This is a genomic window from Isoptericola sp. NPDC056573 (assembly GCF_042793335.1).
Lineage (GTDB): Bacteria > Actinomycetota > Actinomycetes > Actinomycetales > Cellulomonadaceae > Isoptericola.
In genome coordinates this window covers 241,499-261,628 of the sequence record NZ_JBHTUY010000003.1, presented here as the reverse complement: position 1 = coordinate 261,628, position 20,130 = coordinate 241,499, and the positions used below count along the sequence as shown (strand labels likewise).

Genomic DNA, 20,130 nt, shown 5'->3' with positions numbered 1-20,130 from the left:
TCCTTCGGGGATCTCCGCGCCTGGTGGGTGCGCCTCGTGGGGGCGACCGGCGCGGACGTCAGCCGGGCGGGCGCGCACCGATGGTGAGCAGCAGGTCCCGGGTGGGCGCGGCGGAGACGTCGGCGATCGTCACCGGGTCGAGGGCCGCGAAGAACGCCTCGCGGGCGCGGGCCAGCACGCCGCGCAGCCGGCAGCCGCCGCGCAACGGGCACGGGTTCGCGCCCTCGCACTCGACGACCTCGCCGTCGCCCTCGAGGGCGCGCGCGACGAACCCGACGGACAGGTCGCGGGCGCCGTCCGCGAGGCGCAGCCCGCCGGCCCGGCCGCGGCGGGCCTCGACGACGCCGAGGTGCCCCAGCCTCGTGACCACCTTCGCCGCGTGCGTCGCGGGCACGTTCAGCTGCTCGGCGAGCACGCGGGTGGTGGCCGTCTGCTCGGCGTCGAGCACGGCGAGGCGCATGACGATCCTCAGGCCGAGGTCGGTGAACGCGGTGAGCTGCACACCCGCAGGCTAGCCAAATCGGCATCCTGGATGCGCCTTTGACGGTGTGGGAAGTTCCACACCTGCCCACCCGGATCCCGCGAGCCTCCCGCGGGGCTCAGCCCGCGCGCGCCGACGACGTCGCGGCGACGGTGAACCCGCCGCCGAACGCATCCGTGAACCACCGCAGCAGCGGCGGGCGCGACGTGGCCGCCAGACCGACCTGCGCCGTCCGCCCGTCCGGTGAGGTCGCCTCCACCAGGCGCAGGTGGTCGAGCCCCTCCGACTCCCCCGGGTGCGCGGCGAGGTAGTCGCGCACCGACGCCTCGACGTCGGCGTCGGTGAGCGTGAGCACGGCCTCCCCCGGCGACGAGGACGTCCCGTCGTAGAACCGCTCCGGGGGCACGGCGTCCGCCGCGTCGGCCGCGACGGCGTCCACGAGGTCGTACAGGTGCTTGCGGTCGAGGTGCACGGCCGTCGCCGACGCCACCATGCCAACCAGCATCAGCGCCACCGCCACCACGCCGGCCGTGAGCAGCATGATCCGCCCGTCCTCGGAATCGCCCTCGGGCCCGCCCCGGCTCACGACCGCGCCGTCCCGTACTCGTCCACCGTCGCGACGTGCGTCGCGGTGACCGGGATCTCCAGCGGCAGCCAGCCACGCAGCGCCTCGGGCACGAACGGCAGCGGCACCGCCAGCCGCGTCCGGACCCCCACCGTCGCGCCGGGCGTGAGGCACGGGTCGGACGAGCACTCCAGGGACACCGAGCCGTCGGCGACGGCGAACCCCTGGTCCCCGAAAGCGATCCCGGCCGCCGCGCGGGCCCGTTGCGCGCCCGCCTCGGAGGAGTCGGCCGTCACCATCGCCCGGCCCGCCTCCCGCGCCGCGCCCTCGACGGCGAACGCCCCGGCCTGCACCTGCGCGACCGTGAGCACCAAATACACCAGCGGCACCAGGAGCAGCACCGCCGTGCCGAGGAACTCCACCAGTGCGGAGCCGGCCTCGGGGTCCGGTGCCTCGGGGTCCGGTGCCTCGGGGTCCGAAGCCTCTTGGTCGGGCGCCGCGGGGTCGGGTGTCCTCCGGGCTGCTCCCTGCGCCGCCCGAGGTCCGCGCGGCTGCGCAGCGCACGCTCTCACGCCTCCTCCAGCGCGTGGCCCTGGAGCGTGAGCATCCCGGACGGCCCGATCAGCCCGACCACCGGTAGCGGCACCTGCACCGTCACCTCGACGACCTCGAGGCCGTCCTGCACGGTGCTGCGCACCGAGACGTCGTCGGCGTACCGGGACCCCAGCGCGGCGGTCAGCAGCTCCTGCGTCCGGGTGGCGCCGCTCGCCAGGTCCCGGTCGGCACGGGCCGCCACGCGGGCACCCTCCGCGGCGGCGTCGATCGCCAGCGCGCGCACGTGCATCGCCAACGCGACCTGCACCACGGCGAGGAACAGCGCGATCACCAGCGCGGACACCATGACGAACTCCGCGACGGCGGACCCCCGCTCGCCGTCCCGCCGTCCGGTCGAGGCTGACCCGACCTGGACAGACCCGATCTGGACAGGCCCGGCCTGGACGGGCCCGGTCTGGACGGGCCCGGCCCGTCCCGTCACGCCCGGCCCGCCTCGACCGGCGGTGCCCAGCCGGGCCGCGGGATGAGGCAGAACGGGTGGCCGGCAGGGTCGGCGTACACGTCGCCCTCCCCCGAGCCCGGCGCCGCGGCGGTCAACCGGCGGGCGCCGAGCGCCAGTACGCGCGCGTGGGCCTCCGCCACGTCGTCGACCATGACGTCCAGGTGCATCTGCTGCGGCCGTGCCGGGTCGCCCCAGTCCGGTGCCTGATGGTCGGGGGCGCGCTGGAACGCGAGGCCGGAGTGCCGGTCGCTGCGCGCCACCACGACGAAGTCGTCGTCCGCGTACGTCACGTCCTGGCCGAGCACGGCCGACCAGAACTCCGCGAGGCCCCGCGGGTCCGGGCAGTCGATCACCAGGTGGTGCAGCCTGCCGATGGCCATGTCACGGACCCGTGACGCTCGTGATCGCCCGCGTGAACGTGTCCTCGAGCAGCGGGCCGGCGATCGCCCACAGCGCGACGACCAGCCCCGCCGTCATCAACGTCACGAGCACCCAGCCGGGCACGTCCCCGCGTTCCGGGTCGTCCGCGTCGGGGCGCTCCATCAGGTTCTCGGTCTCGTCGTGCATGGTCGGTCCTTTCGGTGGCACCGCGCGGAGGCGGCGGGTTCGGATGTCGGCACGCACGTTCACAAGCCGATCTGCAGGGTGGCGAGGGACGGGAAGACGGCGAAGACGACGGTGATCGGCAGGATGAGGAAGACCACGGGCACGAGCATCGCGACCTCCTTCTTGCCACCCGCTTCCATGAGGGCCCGGCGCCCCGACTCGCGCACGTCCTGCGCCTGCGCGCGCAGCACGTCGGCGAGCGGCGTGCCGCGCTCCAGCGCGACGGCGACGCCCTCGGCGAAGCGGGTGAGCGACGGCAGGCCGGTCCGGTCGGCCATGGCCGTGAGGGCGGCGGCGATGGGCGCCCCGGCGCGGACGTCGGCGAGCATCACGGAGATCTCGCCGGACAGCTCACCGCGGGCGGTGGCGGCGACACGCTCGAGGGCGGGCACCGGCCCCTCGCCTGCCGTGACGGCGAGGGCGAGCAGCTCGGCGACGGTCGGGAACTCGGCGAGCATCCGCTCCTCCCGACGGTGGACGGCGCGGCTCAGCCACTGGTCGCACAGGACGAACCCGCCGGCGCCGCACAGCAGCACGAGCGCCGCCAGCGGGACCGGTGCGGACCCGCGCGTGGCCGCGAGGAGCAGCGCGAGCACGAGCCCGGCCGCCAGCCCCAGGGCCGTCGAGACGACCTGCCGTGCCCGGAACGCCTCGACGCTCTCGTGCCAGCCGGCGCGGTCGAGCCGTCGACGCACGTCCGCGCGGGAGGACCCGAGCCGCTCGAACCAGTGCGCGGTGTCCGCGACCCAGGGGGCGAGCAGCCGCTCGATCACGGGGAACGGGGTGTGGGTGGGCTGCTCCCTCAGCAGCCCGGACGTCGCGTCGCGCGGGCGCAGCGCCGGGGCCAGCCGTTGGTCGAGGGTCGTCCGGCGGGCGCGGAGACGCGCGATCACGAGCAGCAGGCCGAGTCCGCCGAGCAGCCCGACGAGGGCGCCGGCGCCGGAGATCCCCGGAACCGTCATCGCAGCACCCGGCCTTCTTCGGGCAACCGCCCGATCCGGCGCATCGACCAGTACGCGAGCGCCGACGTGGCCGCCCCGGCGGCGAGGACCGCGACCCCCGCCGCCGAGTTGTACGCCTGCGCCGTCTCCGGCCGGGTCGCGAGGAACGCCAGGACCACCCAGGGCCCGGCGGCCGCGAGCCGCGCGCCGTTGACGGTCCAGGACTGCCGCGCCTCGAGCTCGCCCCGCGTCCGCGCGTCCTCGCGCAGGAACGACGACAGGGTGCGCAGCAGGCGCCCCAGGTCGGTGCCACCCACCTCGCGCGTCAGCCGCAGGGCCTCCACGATCCGGTCCGCCACCGGGTCGGCGAGCCGCGCCTTGAGCAGGTCGAGGCACTCCCCGAAACGCCCGGTCGCTCGGTAGTCCGCCGCGAACCGGGCGAACGGCTCACGAAGCTCCACCGGGCCGCGCTCGCTCAGCTGTGCCACGGCCTCCGGCAGCGAGAGCCCGGCCCGCACGCCCGACGCGAGGTGGTCGACCACCTCCGGCCAGACCTCGCGCAGGTCCCGCCGGCGCTTCCTGGCCCGCACCCGCACCAGCAGCTCGGGCGCGGCCGCAGCCATCAGCGCGAAGCAGGTGGCGATGGCGGGCGAGCGGGTCAGCGCCAGCCCGGCGAGCAGCACGACGACGCCCGCCGTCGCGCTGAGCCACCACAGGGCTGCCGGGGTCACCGAGGGCGCACCGGCCTGGACGAGCAGGTCCTGGACGGCGGCCGAACGACCGGCGCGACGGCGCGGACGCGCGGGTGCCTCCCAGCACGACAGCCACACGGACGCCAGGCCGGCGCCGAGCAGGAGCCCCACGACGACGCCCATCAGCGGCCCCCGGCCAGCAGCGCACGGACGTCGACGCCGGCGCGCGCGAAGCGCTCCTCACCGGGCGGGAAGCCGTCGCCGCGCACCAGGTCGCCACCCTGCTCGGCCGGCTGCCGGTGGAAGATGCCAGCGGTCTCGACCCGGTCCCCCTCGACACGTCCCGTCACGGCCACGACCTCCCGCACCTGCCTGGAGCCGTCCGAGGCCACGTCGAGGTGCACCACCAGGTCGATCGCCGACGCGACGGTCGGCACGACGAAGCGGTCGGACACGTTCTCCCCCGCGAGCAGCGGCAGCGTGCACATCTTCGTGACGGCCTCGCGCGCCGAGTTCGCGTGCACGGTGCACATCCCGGGGATGCCGGCGTTGAGGGCGACGAGCATGTCGAAACTCTCGGCCTCGCGCACCTCCCCGATGACGATCCGGTCCGGTCGCATCCGCAGCGCCTCCTTGACCAGCCGGCGCAGCGGGATCTCGCCCGTGCCCTCGAGGCTGGGCTGGCGGCACTGCATGGCGACGTGGTCGCGGGCCGCGAAGCGGACCTCGAACACCTCCTCGCAGGAGATCACCCGCTGCCCCGCGGGGATCGAGCCGGCGAGGGCGTTGAGCATCGTGGTCTTGCCCGCCTGCGTCGCCCCGGACACGAGCACGTTCAGCCCGGCGCGCACCGCGGCGTCGAGGAAGGCGGCGGCGTGGGCGGTGAGGGAGCCCAGCCGCACCAGGTGGTCGAGGTGGTCCGCGCGCACCAGGTGCTTGCGGATGTTGACGGCCATGTGGTCGCGTGTGACGTCGGGGATCACGACGTGGAGGCGCTCGCCGCCGGGGAGCGAGGCGTCGACGAACGGGCTGCTCAGGTCGAGGCGGCGTCCGGACGCCTTGAGCATCCGCTCCACGAGGTCGCGCACCTGCGCGGCGGTAAGGATCGTCGTCGTGAGCTCGGGGACCCCGCGCCGGGCGACGAACACCTTGGCGGGCGCGTTGATCCAGATCTCCTCGACCTCGGGGTCGTCGAGGTAGCGCTGCAGCGGGCCCAGGCCGCCGAGCGCGTCGACGACGGCGCGAGCGGTGCCCTGCGGGTCCGCGAGCGCAGGGACGACGCCGCGGGTGGCGCGCTCGGTGTAGTCGGCGGAGGCCTCCGCGACGAGGTGCTCCAGGCCCGGCCGGTCGCGGACGGGGTCGAGGGCGCGGCGGCGCACGAGCTCGCGCACCTCGTGCTCGAGCAGTGCGGCGGCGTCGGCAGGCGCCGGCGTGTCGATCGACACTGATCTGTCCTCTCGTCGGTGCCCTCATCGGCGGCGAAAGCGGCACCAGAGTAGGGGACCCGGGCAATCGCCCGGGTCCGCCCTGTGGACAACCCGGGCGAAGGTCTCGTACCGCTACCCGGGACCGCCTCCGCGGGAGGCTGCCAAGAATTCTCTGACCAGCGACGACGCCGCCGCGGGCTGGTCGTAGGTGACGATGTGGCCGGCGTCTCGGATGGTGGTCAGGCGGGCGCCCGGTGCCGCCGCGGCGGCCGCGGCCAGCTCCTCGTGCCCGACCAACGGGTCGCGGTCGCCGCGCACCCACAGCGACGGCACCCGCAGCGCCGAGAGGTGGGGCAGGTGGTCGAGGGCCATGGCGAACGGCCCGTAGGCGCGGACCATCCAGTCGTCGAGCGCGGGCTCCCCGTGGGCGGCCTTCGCCCGCGCCTCCTCCTGGACGAGCGCGACGATCTCCTCGAAGCCGTCCGTGGCCTCTCCGGCCGCGAGGTTGTCCACCATCGACCGGCGCACCACGGCGGGTCGCCGTGCCAGCCAGCGGCTGGTGAGCCGCAGCAGGCCGGGCGTGCGCAGCGCGAGCCAGGTGAGCAGCTGCGCCCGGCGCCGCCGGCCGATGCCGCCGGGCCCGATCGCCACGAGCGCGTCGACGCGCTCCGGGTGGTCCAGCGCGAACCCCACCGAGACGCCGGCGCCCAGCGACAGCCCGACCAGGGCGGCGCGCTCCAGCCCGAGGGCGTCGAGCAGCTCGCCGAGGAACGTGCGGTAGAACGCGTCGTCGAGCAACCCCGCCCACGGCCTGCTGCCGCCGTGCCGCGGCAGGTCGACGACGTGCACGCGATGGTCGGCGGCGAGGTCGCCCGCGACGTGGCGCCACACCCCCGCCGCCGTGTCGAGCATGCCGCCGTGCAGCAGCAGGACGGGCGGGCCGGTGTCGCCGGCACGGTAGTGCCGCACGGGGCCGCCGACCACGGTGAGGTCGGTCCAGGTGGCGAAGACGCCCGCCACGGCGCCGTCGGTCATGGTTCCTCCAAGAGGTCGAGCTGGTGGTCGAGGCGGGCGAGGAGGCCGAGCTGCGCGGCACGGGCGGCCTCGACGTCGGCGGGGAGGTCGACGGCGAGCCCGCGGCCGACGAGGTCGGCGAAGAGCGCGACGGCGTCGCGCAGCTCGTCGTCCGACGTCGCGCCGATCGTGCCCGGCGCGTGCACCAGGCCGACGCTGAAGATTCCGAGGACCCGCACCACCGTCGCCGTGGGGACGGCGGGGTCCACGATCCCGGCGTCCTGCAGCCGTGCGATGTACTCGGACAGCCACCCGAGCCGCCCCACGTACCGGTCGCCGCCGGCACCGCCGGCCACGTCGCGCACGTGGTCGCCCAGGAGCGTCTCGTCGCCGACGTAGAGGGCCCGCATCAGCGGGTCGCCCAGCAGCGCCTCCGTGCCGAACCGGTAGACGGCGGGCAGGTCGACCACCCCGGCGGCCTCGACGACGCGTCGGCGCACCTCGGCGGTGAGGTCCCGGGTGCTGCGCCGCAGGACGGCGTCGAGGATCGCGGCCTTGTCGGGGAGCTCGAGGTAGACGGCGCCCTTGCCGATGCCGGCTCGCGCCGCGACGTCGGCGACCGTCGTGCGGGGCCAGCCGTTCTCGAGGATCAGGGCGCGGGCGGCGTCGAGGATGCGCGCACGGCGGTCGGGGACGAGCGGACGGGGCATCAGGACCTCCGTAGTGACCCAATCATCAAATCTGGTCACTACGGTAGCCGGACAGCGGCCGCGCCCGCCACCGGCCGGGGCTAGGGTCGAGGACCATGCCGACCTCTCCCCCGCCCGGCCGCTGGAACGACGTCGCCCGCGCGACGGGACTGCTCGGGGCGGACGGCGCCGTCGCGCAGACGATCTTCGCGGAGATGACGGCGCTCGCCGCCCGCACGGGCGCGATCAACCTGGGCCAGGGCTTCCCCGACGTCGACGGTCCGGCGTTCATCCGGGACGCCGCCAAGGACGCGATCGACGCGGGCCGCAACCAGTACCCGCCCGGCGACGGCGTGCCGGAGCTGCGGCGCGCGATCGCCGACCACCAGCGGCGCCGCTACGGGCTCGACGTCGACCCGGACGGCGAGGTGCTGGTCACCACCGGCGCCACGGAGGCGCTCGCCGCGTCGATCCTCGCGCTCGCGGGACCGGGAGACGAGGTGATCACCCTCGAGCCGTACTACGACTCGCACGCCGCGAGCATCGCCCTGGCGGGCGCGACGCACGTGCCGGTCCCGCTCACCGCGGAGGGCTTCCGGCTCGACGCCGCGGCCCTGCGCGCCGCGGTCACCCCGCGCACGCGGCTCATCGTGCTGAACACCCCGCACAACCCCACGGGCACGGTGCTCACGCGGGCCGAGCTGGAGCAGGTCGCGGCCGTCGCGCGCGAGGCCGACGTCGTCGTCCTCACCGACGAGGTCTACGAGCACCTCACCTTCGACGACGCCGTGCACGTGCCGATCGCGACCCTGCCCGGCATGGCGGAGCGCACCCTCACCGTCTCCTCCAGCGGCAAGACGTTCAGCCTCACGGGCTGGAAGGTCGGCTGGGCGCACGGCCCCGCGGAGCTCGTCACGGCCGTGCGCACGGTGAAGCAGTTCCTCACGTACACCTCCGGCGCACCCTTCCAGCCGGCCATCGCGAAGGCGCTCGCCGACGACGACGCGCCGCGCGCGCTGGCGACGTCGCTCGCCTCCCGCCGGGACCTGCTGTGCGAGGGCCTGACCGCCGCCGGGTTCGACGTCGTCGTCCCGCAGGGCACGTACTTCGTCGTGGCGGACGGCGCGCACCTGCTCGAGCGGCTCGGCGTCGCCAACGGTCACGGGCTGTGCCGCCGCCTCCCCGAGCTCGCGGGCGTCGTCGGCGTCCCCGTCTCCGCCTTCTGCCGCGCCGGTTCGACGACGGCCGAGGCGCTCGCCTCCCGCGTGCGCTTCACGTTCGTCAAGCGCGAGGACGTGCTGCGCGACGCGGTCGACCGCCTGCACCGTCTGACGCGCTGACCCCACCACGTCGGCCCCGATCTGTTCGGCACCGCGTCGATCTGTTCGGCACGAGGCCATGCCGAACAGATGCAGGAGCTGCCGAACTGACGGGATCTACGGCATGAGCGCCGGCAGCACCAGGCTCACGGCGACGACCAGCATGATCGCGGCGACGACGCCGTCGACAACGCGCCAGGCACCGGGCCGCTCGAGCACGGGCGCGAGCAGCCGCGCGCCGTAGCCGAGGCCGACGAACCACAGGATGCTGGAGACGATCGCGCCGGCGGTGAAGAGCCAGCGCCCGTCGCCGTACGACGCGGCCAGCGAGCCCTGCAGCACGACCGTGTCGAGGTACACGTGCGGGTTCAGCCAGGTGAGCGCGAGCGCCGTGAGCAGCACCGGCCGCGCGCGCCGTCCGGCGTCGGGCACCGTGCCGTCCGACGCGGCGGCCAGCCCGGTCTCGTCACCGCGCCACGCCCGGCGCGCGGCCAGCGCGCCGTACCCGAGCACGACGACGGCGCCCGCCCACCGCGCCACCTCCACGACGGCGGGGTGGCTCACGACCAGCGCGCCGAGCCCGGCCGTCCCGGCGAGGTACAGCACGACGTCGGACGCCGCGCACACGGCGACGACGAGGCCCACGTGCTCGCGGCGCACGCCCTGGCGCAGCACGAAGGCGTTCTGCGCGCCGATGGCGACGATGAGGGACAGGCCGAGGCCGAGGCCGGCGAGGAGGGTGAGCACCCCTCGACGCTAGGTCGGCAATGTCATGAAGTCCATCTACGGTTTCTTCATCTGGCGAAGCACTCCTTCATCTAGGCTCGGCGCATGCGATGGGACTCCCGCCAGCTCGAGGCGCTCGCCGCCGTCGTCACCGAGGGTTCGTTCGAGGCCGCTGCCCGCGCGCTGCACGTCACGCCGTCGGCGGTCAGCCAGCGCGTCCGCGCGCTCGAGAATGCCGCCGGTTCCGTGCTGGTGCGCCGCACCCGCCCGGTCGCGGCCACCGAGCCGGGGCGCACCCTGCTGCGCCTGGCGCGCCAGGTCGAGCTGCTCGGCGCGGAGGCGAGCCGCGAGCTCGGCCCGCGGGACGCCGACGACGACGGCACCGGCAGCCCTCCCCGCCCGGTCACGGTGCCGGTCGCCGTCAACGCGGACTCCCTCGCGACCTGGGTGATGCCGGCGCTCGCCCGCGTCGAGGGCGTGTGCTTCGACCTGCACCGCGACGACCAGGACCGCACGGTCGACCTGCTGCCGGCCGGCGTCGTGATGGCCGCGATCACGTCGCAGCGCGACCCGGTGCAGGGCTGCACCTCGACGTTCCTCGGCATCACGCGCTACCGCCCGGCCGCCACCCGGGCGGTGGTCGACCGCTGGTTCCCGGACGGCCCCACGGTCGAGGCGCTGGGCGGCGCCCCGATGCTCGTGTTCAACCGGGCCGACGACCTCCAGGACGCCTGGCTGCGCGAGCGCGCCGCCGCGGCGGGCGCCGCCGTCCCCGACCCGCCGCGGCACCACGTGCCGAGCACCCCCGAGTACGTGGACGGCATCCGCCGCGGCCTGGGGTGGGGCATGTGGGGCCCGCTCCCCGGCCCGGGGGCGCGCTTCGGCATGCTCGACGGCGGTCCGGGCGACGCCGGCAGCCAGGTCGTGCTGCTGCAGGACGACGCCGTCGTCGACGTCCCGGTCTACCTGCAGCAGTGGAAGCTGCGCTCGACGGTCCTCGACCGGGTCGCCGAGGCCCTGCGGCTCGAGGCACGCCGCGCCCTGCCCCAGCACTGACCTCCGGGCGCGGCGGCGATCAGGCGCAGACGCCCGGCAGCACGGACGGGCTGGGCGACGGGTCGGCCGACGCGCCCTCGCCGTCCTTGTCGTCACCCGTGTCGCCACCCGTCTCGCCACCGGCGTCCGGGGACGCGACGTCGTCGTCGACGGCGGTCGCGCCGGACGGGGTCGCGCCGGCGTCGCGGTCCGGCTCGGGGGTGCCGGGCGGAGCCTCGTCGGCGCGGATCCGCTCCCAGATCGCGTCGGCCTCGGACGTCCACTCGACCCGGCCGGGCTGGCTCACCGAGTCGACGACCGGCACCGAGGTGAACACGATCCGCGACGGGTCGAGGTCGCGGATGCTCCACGCGAGGCCCGCGAGCGCCGTCGGGCTGGCGAGCTCCGGGTCCGTGGAGATGGAGCCGAGGACCTCGCGCACCATCCGGTACAGGCGTGGCGAGTCGGTGATGACGTTCTGCGACAGGATCTCGCGCATCGCGGCGTCGAAGAACGCCTGCTGCCGCTCGATGCGCTTGAGGTCGCTGCCGATCTCCAGGCCCATGCCCTCGCCCTTGCGGGCGCGCAGGAAGTTGATGGCCGTGTACCCGTCGAGCTTCTGCTTCCCCTCCGGCAGGTCGAGGTCCACGCGCTGGCCCTTCACCGGCTCGGGCAGGCACATCGTGACGCCGCCGATCGCGTCGACGACGCCGATCACGCCGGTCATCTGCACCACCATGTGGTCGGCGATCCGCACCCCGGTGAGCTTCTCGACGGTCCGGATCGTGCAGGCCGCGGCACCCGTGACGTCCTTCTCGGGCCCCCCGCCGAGCGCGAAGGCCGTGTTGAACATGGCGTTCGACTGCGGCGCGGTCTCACCGCCGCCGGGCAGCTTGCAGGACGGGATGTCCACGAGGGAGTCGCGCGGGATGGAGACGGCCTCGATCCGGCTGCGGTCGCCGGAGATGTGGACCAGCAGGGTGGTGTCGGAGTGGAACTCGTCGCCCGCCCCGGCGATCTCCGCGTTGGCCTCGTCGCGGAAGTCCGTGCCCATCACCAGGATGTTGAGGTCCTTGCCCGCGAAGGGGTCGCTGGGGTCCTGCTCGACCGGCACCTCCGGCGGCCGGTCGTCGCCGGCGAGGAGGTCGTCGACGTCGGAGACGCCGATCTGGGAGCGCAGGTCGACGAACGACGCGACCGCGGTCGCCGCCACGAACGCCACCACCGCGGTGACGACGAGGGCGATCGTGCGGACGACCCGGTGCGAGGCGAGGCTTGACGCGTGCCGTGGCAGGGTCCGCACAAGCGCGATCCTAGGGCCTGAGCAGCGCGTTCGCGCGAGGGGTGCCCCGTGCAACCACAGGTTCACCCCCCGCGCGACCGGTCATCGCCGGGCTGCGACGGCGTCGACCGCGAGGCCCGGCTGGTCCGAGAAGATGCCGTCCAGGCCGGTGTCGAGGAACGTGTCGAGCTCGGCCGCCAGGTCGCCGTGCGCGGCGGGGTCCGCGGACGAGCGGTGCTCCGCCGGCAGGAACTGGTTCTCGGCGCGGAACGTCCAGGAGTAGGCCTCCAGCCCCGCGCGGTGCGCGTCGCGGACGACCGAGGTCGGCCGGCCGAGCGTCCCGTCGGCGGCGCGCGGCACGACGACGTTCTTCTCCAGGCTCACGATGTCGGCGTACCGGGCGAGGTCGCGCAGGCCGCGCGGGGTGACGAGGTCGGCGTAGGTGCGCGGGTCGCCGGCCGCCACCAGGTCGTACGGCGCGCCGGCGGCGGAGACGTTGAGCGCGAGGCGCACGTCGGTCCGCCGGTCGAGCTCGCGCAGGTTGGTGGTCTCGAAGGACTGCACGACGACGGGGGCGCGCCGCGAGTCGAGGCCGTTCGCGGCGAGCTCCGCCACGAGCGGGTCCGTCAGCGGCAGGCCGATCGACGCGAAGTACGTGGGGTGCTTGGTCTCCGGCGCCACGCCGACCGGCTCGCCGTCGCAGGTCTCCGAGTGCCGGGCGAGGTCGAGCACCTCGTCGAGGGTGGGCACCTGGTACAGCCCGTCGAAGTCCGTGTTGTCCGGGCGCAGCTCGGGCAGCCGCTCCGTGGCACGCAGCGTCCGCAGCTCGGCGAGCGTGAAGTCCTCGGTGAACCAGCCCGTGACCGCCGTCCCGTCGATCGTCCTCGTGGTGCGACGGTCGGCGAACTCCGGGTGCTCGGCGACGTCGGTGGTGCCGCCGATCTCGTTCTCGTGCCGGGCGACGAGCACGCCGTCCTTGGTCGGCACGACGTCCGGCTCGATGACGTCAGCGCACTGCAGGATCGCCTGCTCGTAGGCGGCGAGCGTGTGCTCGGGCCGATCCCCGGACGCGCCGCGGTGCCCGATGACGGTCACGCCGTCGTCGCGGGTGCGCTGCTTCTCGAGGTCGATCACGACCATCTCGGTGTCGTCGGGCGTGCCCGGGTGGCGGGCGGAGTTGCCCGGGTAGTTGTTGTCGTTGCCGATGAGGACGCGGCCGTCGCGCAGGCGCAGCACCGTCTCGAAGGACTGCACGGGCAGGGCGTACGTCTCGCCGAGGCCGTAGCCCTCCCCCGCGTCGATCCCGCGCGGGTTCTCGACGCGCAGCGCGTCGAGGACCAGCTCCTTGCGGACGAACCCGTCGCGGTCCGTCCTGCTCAGGTCGATCTCGTAGACGCGCTTGGTGACCGACGCGGGCCCCTCGAAGTCGTCGCGCTCCACCAGCCAGAACGAGTCCTTGCCCACGGCGAAGGCGTCGCCGAGCACGTTCGCCTCCTGGTCGGCCTGGTAGTCCCAGGTGCGGCCGGTGTACTCCCCGCGCCGGGTGTCGAACTCGTGGATCACGCGGCGGCGCTGGTCGGCGTCACCGACCAGGGCGCCCTCGAGCACGGGGTACAGGTAGCGCCCGCCGCGCACGCCCGCCATCGCCTCGAAGCCGCGGCTGGCGCGCACGGTGGGCTCCTCGCCGTCGGCCAGGTACGGGTTCTGCGGCGACCGCAGCCCGCCCGGCAGCGGGTAGGGCTTCTCGAGCAGCGTCCCGTCGGCGTCGAAGTGCAGCAGGAACGGGCCGAACTCCTCGCCCACCCACAGCGTGCCGTCGTCGGCCCGCACCACGGACTCGACGTCGAAGTCGGCGCCGGTCAGCAGCCGCTCGTCCGTGTCCCCGTGAACGATGTCGAAGTCCAGCACCTCGTTCTCGTCGTTGTAGGAGATGTGGTCGAGCACCTCGATCTCGCCCGAGCCGGAGCCCGTGCGCCCCGTGTCCCAGTCGGGCTTCACGAGGTAGCTGCGCAGCAGGAAGTCCGCGGAGTTGCCCTGGCTGCCGAAGCCGTTGTCCGGCTGCGCCCAGAACGTGCCGTCGCCGTTGTCGACCATCGCCGAGAAGCCGGGGATCACCTGACCGTCCCAGGGGCCCTGCCGGCCGTTGGCGGCGGAGGCCTGGGCGCCGGACGGCGGGCCCTCGGCGAGGAAGTCCGCGGACAGCGTCGCGCGGCCCTCGAGCGTCGGGACGAGGTGGGTCGTGACGGCGCCCGGTCGCCCGTGGCCGGGCGCCGCGTGATGCGTGCCGTGGTCGCCGGGGCGCCCGGCCGCGATGGCGGCGGTGCCGGCCGCGGTGGTGAGCGCGACCGCCGCGGCGGCGCCGGCCGCGACGAGGCGCAGGGCGCGAGCCTGGTTCGGGGAGCGAGTCATGGCCCGATCCCACCGGCGCTCCGCGACGGCTCGACGAACCCTGGATGAACGCCGGGCGACGATCCCGTGGCGCCTGAGGAGCCCGGCGCCGGACCACCCGGTCGCCCCCTCCCGAGCAATGCCTAGATCTGCTAGGTTCAACACCCCTAGCAGATCTAGACATAGGAGCCCGCGGTGCGCTTCGACAAGGACCTGGTGGCGGCGTCCGCCACCCCGCTGGTGCTCGGCATCCTCGCGGAGGGCGAGTCGTACGGGTACGCCATCCTCAAGCGGGTCACGGAGCTCTCGGGCGGCCGGATGCATTGGACCGACGGGATGCTCTACCCCCTCCTGCACCGGCTCGAGCGCCTGGGCCTGGTCGTCGCGACCTGGGGCACCTCCGAGGCCGGCCGGCGCCGCAAGCACTACGCGCTCACCCCGGCAGGGCGCGACGCGCTCGCCGAGCGCCAGGAGCAGTGGTCCGTCGTCGCAGACGTGCTGCACCAGGTCTGGCGGTCCGCGCAGCAGGCGGCCCAGGCCCCGGCCCGGCCGGCCGTCGCGGACGGCTGGGCATGATGGGCGAGCACGAGCGCCTCGAGGCGCAGATCGACCAGTGGCGGTCGTACGTGCAGCGCCACCGCGCCATCGCGCCCGCCGACGTGGACGAGATGGAGGACCACCTGCGCGGCCGGGTCGACGACCTCACCGCGACGGGTCTCGACGACGACGAGGCGTTCCTCGTCGCGGTGCGCCGCATGGGCAACCTCGACGCCGTCTCGCACGAGTTCGCGCGCGAGCACTCGGAACGGCTGTGGAAGCAGCTCGTCCTCGTCCCGGACGACGACGCGCAGGCGTCCGGCCCGGCCTGGCGCGAGCTCGCCGTCGTCCTCGCGCTCGCCGTCGGCGCGGGCATCGCCCTCAAGGTCGCGCTCGCCGCGTTCGACACGGACTCGGCGCTGCTGCGCAACGTCCCCCTGATGACGGCGCCGTTCCTGGCCGCCTACTTCGTGTGGAAGCGCCGCGTCGCGTGGCGCGTGGTCGCCGCGCTGCTGGTCCCGTACGCGCTGCTCGCCGTCGTGCTCAACGTCTACCCGTACGTCGACACGGGCTCGACGGTCGTGCTCGCCGCCCTGCACGCCCCCGTCGTGCTGTGGGCGCTGATCGGCGTGGTCTACGTGGGCGGCCGGTGGCGGGACCAGGACCCGCGGATGGACTTCGCGCGCTTCACCGGCGAGCTCGTCGTGTACGTCACGCTCCTCGCGATCGGAGGCGGGGTCCTGCTGGGGCTCACGGCCGCGACGCTGAGCCTCGTCGGCGTGGACATCGAGCCCGCGATGGAGGACTGGATCATGCCGTTCGCGGTGCCGGGCGCCGTCGTCGTCGGGGCGTGGCTCGTCGAGGCCAAGCAGGACGTGGTGGAGAACATCGCCCCCGTCCTCACGCGCGTCTTCACGCCGCTGACGACGGTGATGCTGCTCGTGACGCTGGTCGTGCTCCTCGGCGCCGGCGGGCTCGCGGACGTCGAGCGCGAGCTGCTCATCCTCATGGACGCGATCCTCGTGCTCGTGCTCTGCCTGCTGCTGTACTCGGTGTCGGCACGCGACTCGCTCGCCCGGCCGGGCTGGTTCGACGGGCTCCAGCTCGTGCTCGTCGGTGCGGCGCTCGCCGTGGACGCCGTCGCGCTCACGGCGATGCTCACCCGCATCGCCGAGTTCGGCTTCAGCCCCAACAAGGTGGCCGCGCTGGGGCTCAACCTGCTGCTGCTGGTGCACCTGGCCCGGTCCGGGCTGCTCCTGCTCGGCTTCCTGCGCGAGCGGCAGCCGTTCGGCGCGCTGGTCCGGTGGCAGACGCGCTTCCTGCCCGTCTACGCGGTGTGGGCGGCGTTCGTGGTGGTCGCGTTCGGGCCGCTGTTCGGCTTCGCCTGAGCTCGTCCGACGTCGGGCCGTCGAGCGATCACGCCAGCTTGACCCAGCCGTCCTTGCGGTAGGCCGGCGTCGCGAACGCGAGGACGGCGAGCGCGCAGGCCAGCGCGGCGAGCATCACCCAGGACATCGCGACGGCGTCGCCGCCGAGCACGCCCACCAGCGGGGAGACGAGGCCCGCGACGCCGGACTGGACGGCGCCGATGACGGCGGCCGCGGTGCCCGCGCGCTCGCCGTGCCGGGACAGGGCGATGGCCGACGCGTTGGCGGGGATGAGGCCCTGGAACGCGAGCACGAGCCAGAGCATCGCGAGGAGCCCGATCAGCCCGCCCGCCCCGGTGAGCGCCACGACCAGCAGCCCGACCCCGACGACGCCCTGGATCGCGAGCGCGGCCCGCAGCAGCCGGATGGGCGCCACGCGCCGCACCAGGGCGGCGTTCACCTGCGCGGACAGCACCAGGCCCAGGCCGTTGACGGCGAACAGCACGGAGAACTGCCCGTGGGTCAGCCCGTAGCCCTCCTGGAAGATGAACGGCGAGCCGACCACGTAGCTCATCAGCACGGCCTGCCCGAGCCCGGGGATGACGGCGAGCGCCATGAACTGCCGGTCCTTGACGAGGGTGCGGTAGCCGGCGAAGACGCCGCGCGCGCCGCCGGCCTGCCGGCGCCCGGCCGGGAGCGTCTCCGGCATGAACCGCCACACGACCAGACCCATCGCCACGCCCGCGAGCGCGAGGAAGCCGAACACCCAGCGCCAGCCCGCCGCGGCGGCGACCGCCGATCCGAAGGTCGGCGCCAGCATCGGCGCGACGCCGATGACGAGCATCAGCCGGGACAGGATGCGCGCGGCCTCGGCACCGACGAACCGGTCGCGCACGACCGCCATCGCCGCGACGCCGCAGGCGGCGTTGAAGAAGCCCTGCATCAGGCGCAGGCCCACGAGGATCGTCATGTTGGGCGCGAACGCGCACAGGACCGACGTGACCACGTGCAGCGCCAGACCCCACATGAGGGGCGCCCGCCGCCCGAAGCGGTCCGACAGCGGCCCGATGGTGAGCTGCCCCAGCGCGCCGCCGATGAGCATCACGGAGACGGACAGCTGCGCGAACGACGCCGAGGAGCCCAGGTCGGCCGCCACCTCGGGCAGCGACGGCAGGTACATGTCGACGGTGAACGCCGGCAGCGCCGCGAGCGCCCCGAGCATGATGACCCAACGGTACGGAGAGCGGGCGCGCGGAAGTCTCGCGGAGTCGGAGGGCATGACCCCGATCCTATCGAATCGTTACGACCGAGCCCAGGGAGAATCCCGCGGCCACCCGCACGGGTGTCGGTGGAATGCGTCACGATGGACCCATGTGCGGCCGCTACGCGTCCTTCCGCGACGCCCAGGACATCGCCGACGACCTCGCCGTCGCCGAGATCGCGGAGGACGCGCGCCTCCTGCCCCCGTCGTGGAACGTCGCCCCCACCGATGCCGTGCGCATCGTCGTCGAGCGCCCGCAGCGGCTCGAGGGCGGACAGACCGGGGAGATCACGCGCTCGCTGCGGCTGGCGCGCTGGGGGCTCGTGCCGTCGTGGTCCAAGGACCCGTCGATCGGCGCGCGCATGATCAACGCGCGCACCGAGACCCTCCTCGAGAAGTCGGCGTTCGCGAAGCCGCTCGGCGTCCGGCGCTGCCTGCTGCCGGCCGACGGCTACTACGAGTGGCGCAAGCTCGAGCTGCCGCCCGGCGCCCCCGAGCGTGGCGGGTCGAAGGGCGGGTCGAAGGGCGGGTCGAAGGGCGGGTCGAAGGGCGGGTCGAAGGGCGGGTCGAAGGGCAAGGTGCCGAAGCAGCCCTACTGGATCCACCCGGACGACGGCGGCGTCGCGGCGCTCGCCGGCCTGTACGAGTTCTGGCGGGACCGGACGAAGGCGGACGACGACCCCGACCGCTGGCTCGTCTCCGCGACCGTGATCACCACGGCGGCGTCGCAGGACCTGGAGCGCATCCACGACCGCATGCCCGTGGTGCTGCCGCGCGCGTCGTGGGACGCCTGGCTCGACCCCGCCGTCGGGGCCGAGCAGGCGATGGGCATCGTCACGGGACCGCAGGTCGGCATGGCCACCCGACCGGTGGGCGACGCCGTCGGGTCGGTGCAGAACAACCGGCCCTCGCTCATCGACGTCGACCCCGACCCGCGGGACCCGGACGTCGTCGCGACGGGTCGGTCGTGAGCGCGGTCAGGCGCCGCCGGTCACCGCGACCTCCTGCCCGGTGATGCCGGTGTTCGCCGCGGAACCCAGGTAGGCGACGGCGTTCGCCACCTCGCGGGCGTCGAGCAGCCGGCCGAGCGGGGCGCGCGCCGCCGAGGCCTCGCCGAACGCCTCGACGATCCCCGCGTTGCGCACCGTCCGGGTGAGGCCGGGCAGCACCACGTTCGACAGGATGTCGCCCTCGCGCCCGAGCGCGAACGCGACCGACCGGCTGAACCCGTGCAGCGCCGCCTTGGCCGTGGCGTAGTACGTCGTGCCCTCGTCGCCGTCGCGCACCAGGATGGACGACAGGTGCACGCGGCGTCCCCACCGCTGCGCGCGCATCGTCGGCGCGACCGCGCGGGTCAGCCGCACGGCCCCCTCGACGTTCGCGCGCACGGGCTCCAGCCAGGCGTCGTCGGGCACGTCCTCGAAGTCACGCGGACCGTCCGCCCCCGGCGGGCTCCAGCTCACCGCGTTGTTGATCAGCACGTCGACGCGGCCGGTCCACGCGAGGGCGGCGTCGCGCAGCCCCTCGGCCGCGCCGTCCTCGGTCTGGTCGTAGCGGACGACGAGCGCGCGTCCACCGATCTCCTCCGCGACCCGCGCGGCGTCGTCCTTCGACTCGCGGTACGTGACGACGACGTCGGCGCCCTCCGCGCCGAACAGGGCGGCGACGTGCCGCCCGATCCCCCCGGACGCCCCCGTGACGACGACGGTGCGCCCCTGCAGTCCCAGGTCCATGCTGCTCTCCTCGCGACGGATGTGCGTCGGCCACCGGTCGGTGCCGACGCCGTCCACCGTCGCGCGGCCGGCACGGCACATGGAGGCCGCCGCCATGCTGGCCGCGCCAGGGCCACTCTCCGACGCCGCGGCGCGCCTACCCTGGCCGCATGACCGACCGCGACCTCGGCTCGTTGCTGCGCGCGTACCGCGAGGACGTGCGCCCGCGGGACGTCGGGATGCCCGAGGGCGGGCGCCGCCGCACCCCGGGCCTGCGGCGAGCGGAGCTGGCGGTGCTCGCCGGCGTGAGCGTGGAGTACCTCACCCGCCTGGAGCAGGGGCGTGACCGGCACCCGTCACCCGCCGTGATGGGCGCGCTCGCCGACGCGCTCCGGCTCGGCCACGACGAACGGCGCGTGCTGCTGCTCGCCGCCAAGGACGTCCAGGGGTCGGGCGTCTGCCTGGCGACCGCGCCGGACGACGACGTCCCGGCCACCACCCGCGCCGTGCTCGACCGGCTCGCCCCGGCCCCTGCCGTCCTGCTCGACCGGTTCGGCACCGTGCTCGCGTGCACCCCCGCCTACCGGGCGCTCCTCGCGCCCGCCGGCCTGTTCGACGACGGGGAGCCGCGGCTGGCGCCCGTCGTCCTCACCGACCCGCGGGCCCACGACCTCTTCCCCGACTGGGACGCCGTCGCGGACCGCGTGGTGGCCGACCTGCAGCGCGAGTCGGTCCCGTCCGACCCGATCCTGGGCGAGCTGGTGGACGCTCTCACGGTGCTGGCGGGAGCCGCGTTCACCGAGCGCTGGGCCCGCCCCGTCGCCGACCGGGGACGGGACGCCGTGCTGCGGCTGACCCACCCGCAGGCCGGCGCCCTGCGCGTGGTGCCGCAGGTGCTGGTCCCCGGCGGCGGCGAGCACCTGCGGATCGAGCTGCTGCTCCCGGCGGACGCGGCGACCGAGCGGGCGCTGGACGACCTGGCCGTCGGCGACCGCACCCTCCGCGTGGTGCGCTCGGACGCCTCCTGACGG

General features: G+C 74.8%; 22 protein-coding genes. 6 read left to right on the top strand and 16 right to left on the bottom strand.

What is annotated here, in order from left to right; all coding sequences use genetic code 11:
* Positions 1-58 precede the first annotated feature (58 nt).
* The 11 genes from ACFQ8E_RS06320 to ACFQ8E_RS06270 form a co-directional block, all read right to left on the bottom strand.
* Positions 59-502: an RrF2 family transcriptional regulator gene (locus ACFQ8E_RS06320; RefSeq protein WP_430549735.1), complete on the bottom strand. Its 444-nt coding sequence runs from the start codon at positions 500-502 to the stop codon at positions 59-61.
* A 97-nt stretch (positions 503-599) separates the two neighbouring features.
* Positions 600-1,022, bottom strand: coding sequence for a hypothetical protein (locus ACFQ8E_RS06315; RefSeq protein ID WP_430549734.1), 423 nt, complete (start codon positions 1,020-1,022; stop codon positions 600-602).
* A gap of 41 nt (positions 1,023-1,063) precedes the next feature.
* Positions 1,064-1,468 (bottom strand): pilus assembly protein, encoded by a 405-nt coding sequence (locus tag ACFQ8E_RS06310; RefSeq protein ID WP_430549733.1) that lies wholly within the window; start codon positions 1,466-1,468, stop codon positions 1,064-1,066.
* Between the two features lie 146 nt (positions 1,469-1,614).
* Positions 1,615-2,082 carry a TadE family protein gene (locus tag ACFQ8E_RS06305; protein ID WP_430549732.1) on the bottom strand — a complete coding sequence of 156 codons (468 nt, stop codon included), beginning with the start codon at positions 2,080-2,082 and terminating at the stop codon, positions 1,615-1,617.
* The gene (locus ACFQ8E_RS06300; RefSeq protein ID WP_430549731.1) at positions 2,079-2,483 is read right to left on the bottom strand and encodes a VOC family protein; all 405 of its coding nucleotides are present in this window, start codon (positions 2,481-2,483) and stop codon (positions 2,079-2,081) included. Before ACFQ8E_RS06300 ends, ACFQ8E_RS06305 begins: the two co-directional genes overlap by 4 nt.
* Position 2,484: 1 nt before the next feature.
* Positions 2,485-2,670, bottom strand: coding sequence for a hypothetical protein (locus ACFQ8E_RS06295; protein WP_430549730.1), 186 nt, complete (start codon positions 2,668-2,670; stop codon positions 2,485-2,487).
* Between the two features lie 59 nt (positions 2,671-2,729).
* The gene (locus tag ACFQ8E_RS06290; RefSeq protein ID WP_430549729.1) at positions 2,730-3,671 is read right to left on the bottom strand and encodes a type II secretion system F family protein; all 942 of its coding nucleotides are present in this window, start codon (positions 3,669-3,671) and stop codon (positions 2,730-2,732) included.
* The gene (locus ACFQ8E_RS06285; RefSeq protein ID WP_430549728.1) at positions 3,668-4,525 is read right to left on the bottom strand and encodes a type II secretion system F family protein; all 858 of its coding nucleotides are present in this window, start codon (positions 4,523-4,525) and stop codon (positions 3,668-3,670) included. Before ACFQ8E_RS06285 ends, ACFQ8E_RS06290 begins: the two co-directional genes overlap by 4 nt.
* Entirely contained in the window at positions 4,525-5,787 is a 1,263-nt protein-coding gene (locus tag ACFQ8E_RS06280) for a CpaF family protein (protein WP_430549727.1), read from the bottom strand. The genes ACFQ8E_RS06285 and ACFQ8E_RS06280 overlap by 1 nt, the downstream gene beginning before the upstream one ends.
* A gap of 114 nt (positions 5,788-5,901) precedes the next feature.
* On the bottom strand, positions 5,902-6,804 hold the full coding sequence (locus ACFQ8E_RS06275; protein WP_430549726.1) for an alpha/beta fold hydrolase: 903 nt from the start codon (positions 6,802-6,804) through the stop codon (positions 5,902-5,904).
* Entirely contained in the window at positions 6,801-7,493 is a 693-nt protein-coding gene (locus ACFQ8E_RS06270; RefSeq protein ID WP_430549725.1) for a TetR/AcrR family transcriptional regulator, read from the bottom strand. The genes ACFQ8E_RS06275 and ACFQ8E_RS06270 overlap by 4 nt, the downstream gene beginning before the upstream one ends.
* Before the next feature lie 95 nt (positions 7,494-7,588).
* On the opposite strand from ACFQ8E_RS06270, the gene ACFQ8E_RS06265 reads away from it, so the two are divergent.
* Positions 7,589-8,812, top strand: coding sequence for a pyridoxal phosphate-dependent aminotransferase (locus tag ACFQ8E_RS06265; protein WP_430549724.1), 1,224 nt, complete (start codon positions 7,589-7,591; stop codon positions 8,810-8,812).
* Between the two features lie 96 nt (positions 8,813-8,908).
* On the opposite strand, the gene ACFQ8E_RS06260 is transcribed toward ACFQ8E_RS06265, so the two are convergent.
* Entirely contained in the window at positions 8,909-9,538 is a 630-nt protein-coding gene (locus ACFQ8E_RS06260; RefSeq protein ID WP_430549723.1) for a LysE/ArgO family amino acid transporter, read from the bottom strand.
* Between the two features lie 84 nt (positions 9,539-9,622).
* Here ACFQ8E_RS06260 and ACFQ8E_RS06255 point away from each other — a divergent pair, with 84 nt between their 5' ends.
* Positions 9,623-10,573 (top strand): LysR family transcriptional regulator ArgP, encoded by a 951-nt coding sequence (locus tag ACFQ8E_RS06255; protein ID WP_430549722.1) that lies wholly within the window; start codon positions 9,623-9,625, stop codon positions 10,571-10,573.
* A 19-nt stretch (positions 10,574-10,592) separates the two neighbouring features.
* On the opposite strand, the gene ACFQ8E_RS06250 is transcribed toward ACFQ8E_RS06255, so the two are convergent.
* Together ACFQ8E_RS06250 and ACFQ8E_RS06245 are read right to left on the bottom strand one after the other, a co-directional pair.
* Positions 10,593-11,855 (bottom strand): LCP family protein, encoded by a 1,263-nt coding sequence (locus ACFQ8E_RS06250; protein ID WP_430549721.1) that lies wholly within the window; start codon positions 11,853-11,855, stop codon positions 10,593-10,595.
* An 81-nt stretch (positions 11,856-11,936) separates the two neighbouring features.
* Complete coding sequence (locus ACFQ8E_RS06245) at positions 11,937-14,243, bottom strand: esterase-like activity of phytase family protein (protein WP_430549720.1); 2,307 nt, start codon at positions 14,241-14,243, stop codon at positions 11,937-11,939.
* 174 nt (positions 14,244-14,417) lie between these two features.
* Here ACFQ8E_RS06245 and ACFQ8E_RS06240 point away from each other — a divergent pair, with 174 nt between their 5' ends.
* Positions 14,418-14,798 carry a PadR family transcriptional regulator gene (locus ACFQ8E_RS06240; protein ID WP_430549719.1) on the top strand — a complete coding sequence of 127 codons (381 nt, stop codon included), beginning with the start codon at positions 14,418-14,420 and terminating at the stop codon, positions 14,796-14,798.
* The gene (locus ACFQ8E_RS06235) at positions 14,798-16,147 is read left to right on the top strand and encodes a permease prefix domain 1-containing protein (RefSeq protein ID WP_430549718.1); all 1,350 of its coding nucleotides are present in this window, start codon (positions 14,798-14,800) and stop codon (positions 16,145-16,147) included. Before ACFQ8E_RS06240 ends, ACFQ8E_RS06235 begins: the two co-directional genes overlap by 1 nt.
* A gap of 28 nt (positions 16,148-16,175) precedes the next feature.
* Here the strand turns inward: ACFQ8E_RS06235 and ACFQ8E_RS06230 are convergent, their stop codons facing one another.
* Complete coding sequence (locus tag ACFQ8E_RS06230; RefSeq protein ID WP_430549717.1) at positions 16,176-17,405, bottom strand: multidrug effflux MFS transporter; 1,230 nt, start codon at positions 17,403-17,405, stop codon at positions 16,176-16,178.
* A gap of 92 nt (positions 17,406-17,497) precedes the next feature.
* On the opposite strand from ACFQ8E_RS06230, the gene ACFQ8E_RS06225 reads away from it, so the two are divergent.
* Positions 17,498-18,358, top strand: a complete 861-nt coding sequence (locus ACFQ8E_RS06225) for an SOS response-associated peptidase (protein WP_430549716.1) — start codon at positions 17,498-17,500, stop codon at positions 18,356-18,358.
* Positions 18,359-18,364: 6 nt separating this feature from the next.
* Here ACFQ8E_RS06225 and ACFQ8E_RS06220 read toward each other — a convergent pair whose 3' ends face one another.
* Positions 18,365-19,120, bottom strand: a complete 756-nt coding sequence (locus ACFQ8E_RS06220; RefSeq protein WP_430549715.1) for an SDR family NAD(P)-dependent oxidoreductase — start codon at positions 19,118-19,120, stop codon at positions 18,365-18,367.
* A gap of 149 nt (positions 19,121-19,269) precedes the next feature.
* On the opposite strand from ACFQ8E_RS06220, the gene ACFQ8E_RS06215 reads away from it, so the two are divergent.
* Entirely contained in the window at positions 19,270-20,127 is an 858-nt protein-coding gene (locus ACFQ8E_RS06215) for a helix-turn-helix transcriptional regulator (protein ID WP_430549714.1), read from the top strand.
* Positions 20,128-20,130 lie beyond the last annotated feature (3 nt).

Excerpts from the sequence above, each read along its gene's own strand:
- ACFQ8E_RS06315 (WP_430549734.1), bottom strand. The coding sequence starts at position 1,022 with ATGCTGCTCACGGCCGGCGTGGTGGCGGTGGCGCTGATGCTGGTTGGC.
- ACFQ8E_RS06290 (WP_430549729.1), bottom strand. The coding sequence starts at position 3,671 with ATGACGGTTCCGGGGATCTCCGGCGCCGGCGCCCTCGTCGGGCTGCTC.
- ACFQ8E_RS06255 (WP_430549722.1), top strand. The coding sequence starts at position 9,623 with ATGCGATGGGACTCCCGCCAGCTCGAGGCGCTCGCCGCCGTCGTCACC.
- ACFQ8E_RS06300 (WP_430549731.1), bottom strand. The coding sequence starts at position 2,483 with ATGGCCATCGGCAGGCTGCACCACCTGGTGATCGACTGCCCGGACCCG.
- ACFQ8E_RS06295 (WP_430549730.1), bottom strand. The coding sequence starts at position 2,670 with ATGCACGACGAGACCGAGAACCTGATGGAGCGCCCCGACGCGGACGAC.
- ACFQ8E_RS06275 (WP_430549726.1), bottom strand. The coding sequence starts at position 6,804 with ATGACCGACGGCGCCGTGGCGGGCGTCTTCGCCACCTGGACCGACCTC.
- ACFQ8E_RS06235 (WP_430549718.1), top strand. The coding sequence starts at position 14,798 with ATGGGCGAGCACGAGCGCCTCGAGGCGCAGATCGACCAGTGGCGGTCG.
- ACFQ8E_RS06270 (WP_430549725.1), bottom strand. The coding sequence starts at position 7,493 with ATGCCCCGTCCGCTCGTCCCCGACCGCCGTGCGCGCATCCTCGACGCC.
- ACFQ8E_RS06265 (WP_430549724.1), top strand. The coding sequence starts at position 7,589 with ATGCCGACCTCTCCCCCGCCCGGCCGCTGGAACGACGTCGCCCGCGCG.
- ACFQ8E_RS06220 (WP_430549715.1), bottom strand. The coding sequence starts at position 19,120 with ATGGACCTGGGACTGCAGGGGCGCACCGTCGTCGTCACGGGGGCGTCC.
- ACFQ8E_RS06225 (WP_430549716.1), top strand. The coding sequence starts at position 17,498 with ATGTGCGGCCGCTACGCGTCCTTCCGCGACGCCCAGGACATCGCCGAC.
- ACFQ8E_RS06285 (WP_430549728.1), bottom strand. The coding sequence starts at position 4,525 with ATGGGCGTCGTCGTGGGGCTCCTGCTCGGCGCCGGCCTGGCGTCCGTG.
- ACFQ8E_RS06215 (WP_430549714.1), top strand. The coding sequence starts at position 19,270 with ATGACCGACCGCGACCTCGGCTCGTTGCTGCGCGCGTACCGCGAGGAC.
- ACFQ8E_RS06245 (WP_430549720.1), bottom strand. The coding sequence starts at position 14,243 with ATGACTCGCTCCCCGAACCAGGCTCGCGCCCTGCGCCTCGTCGCGGCC.
- ACFQ8E_RS06230 (WP_430549717.1), bottom strand. The coding sequence starts at position 17,405 with ATGCCCTCCGACTCCGCGAGACTTCCGCGCGCCCGCTCTCCGTACCGT.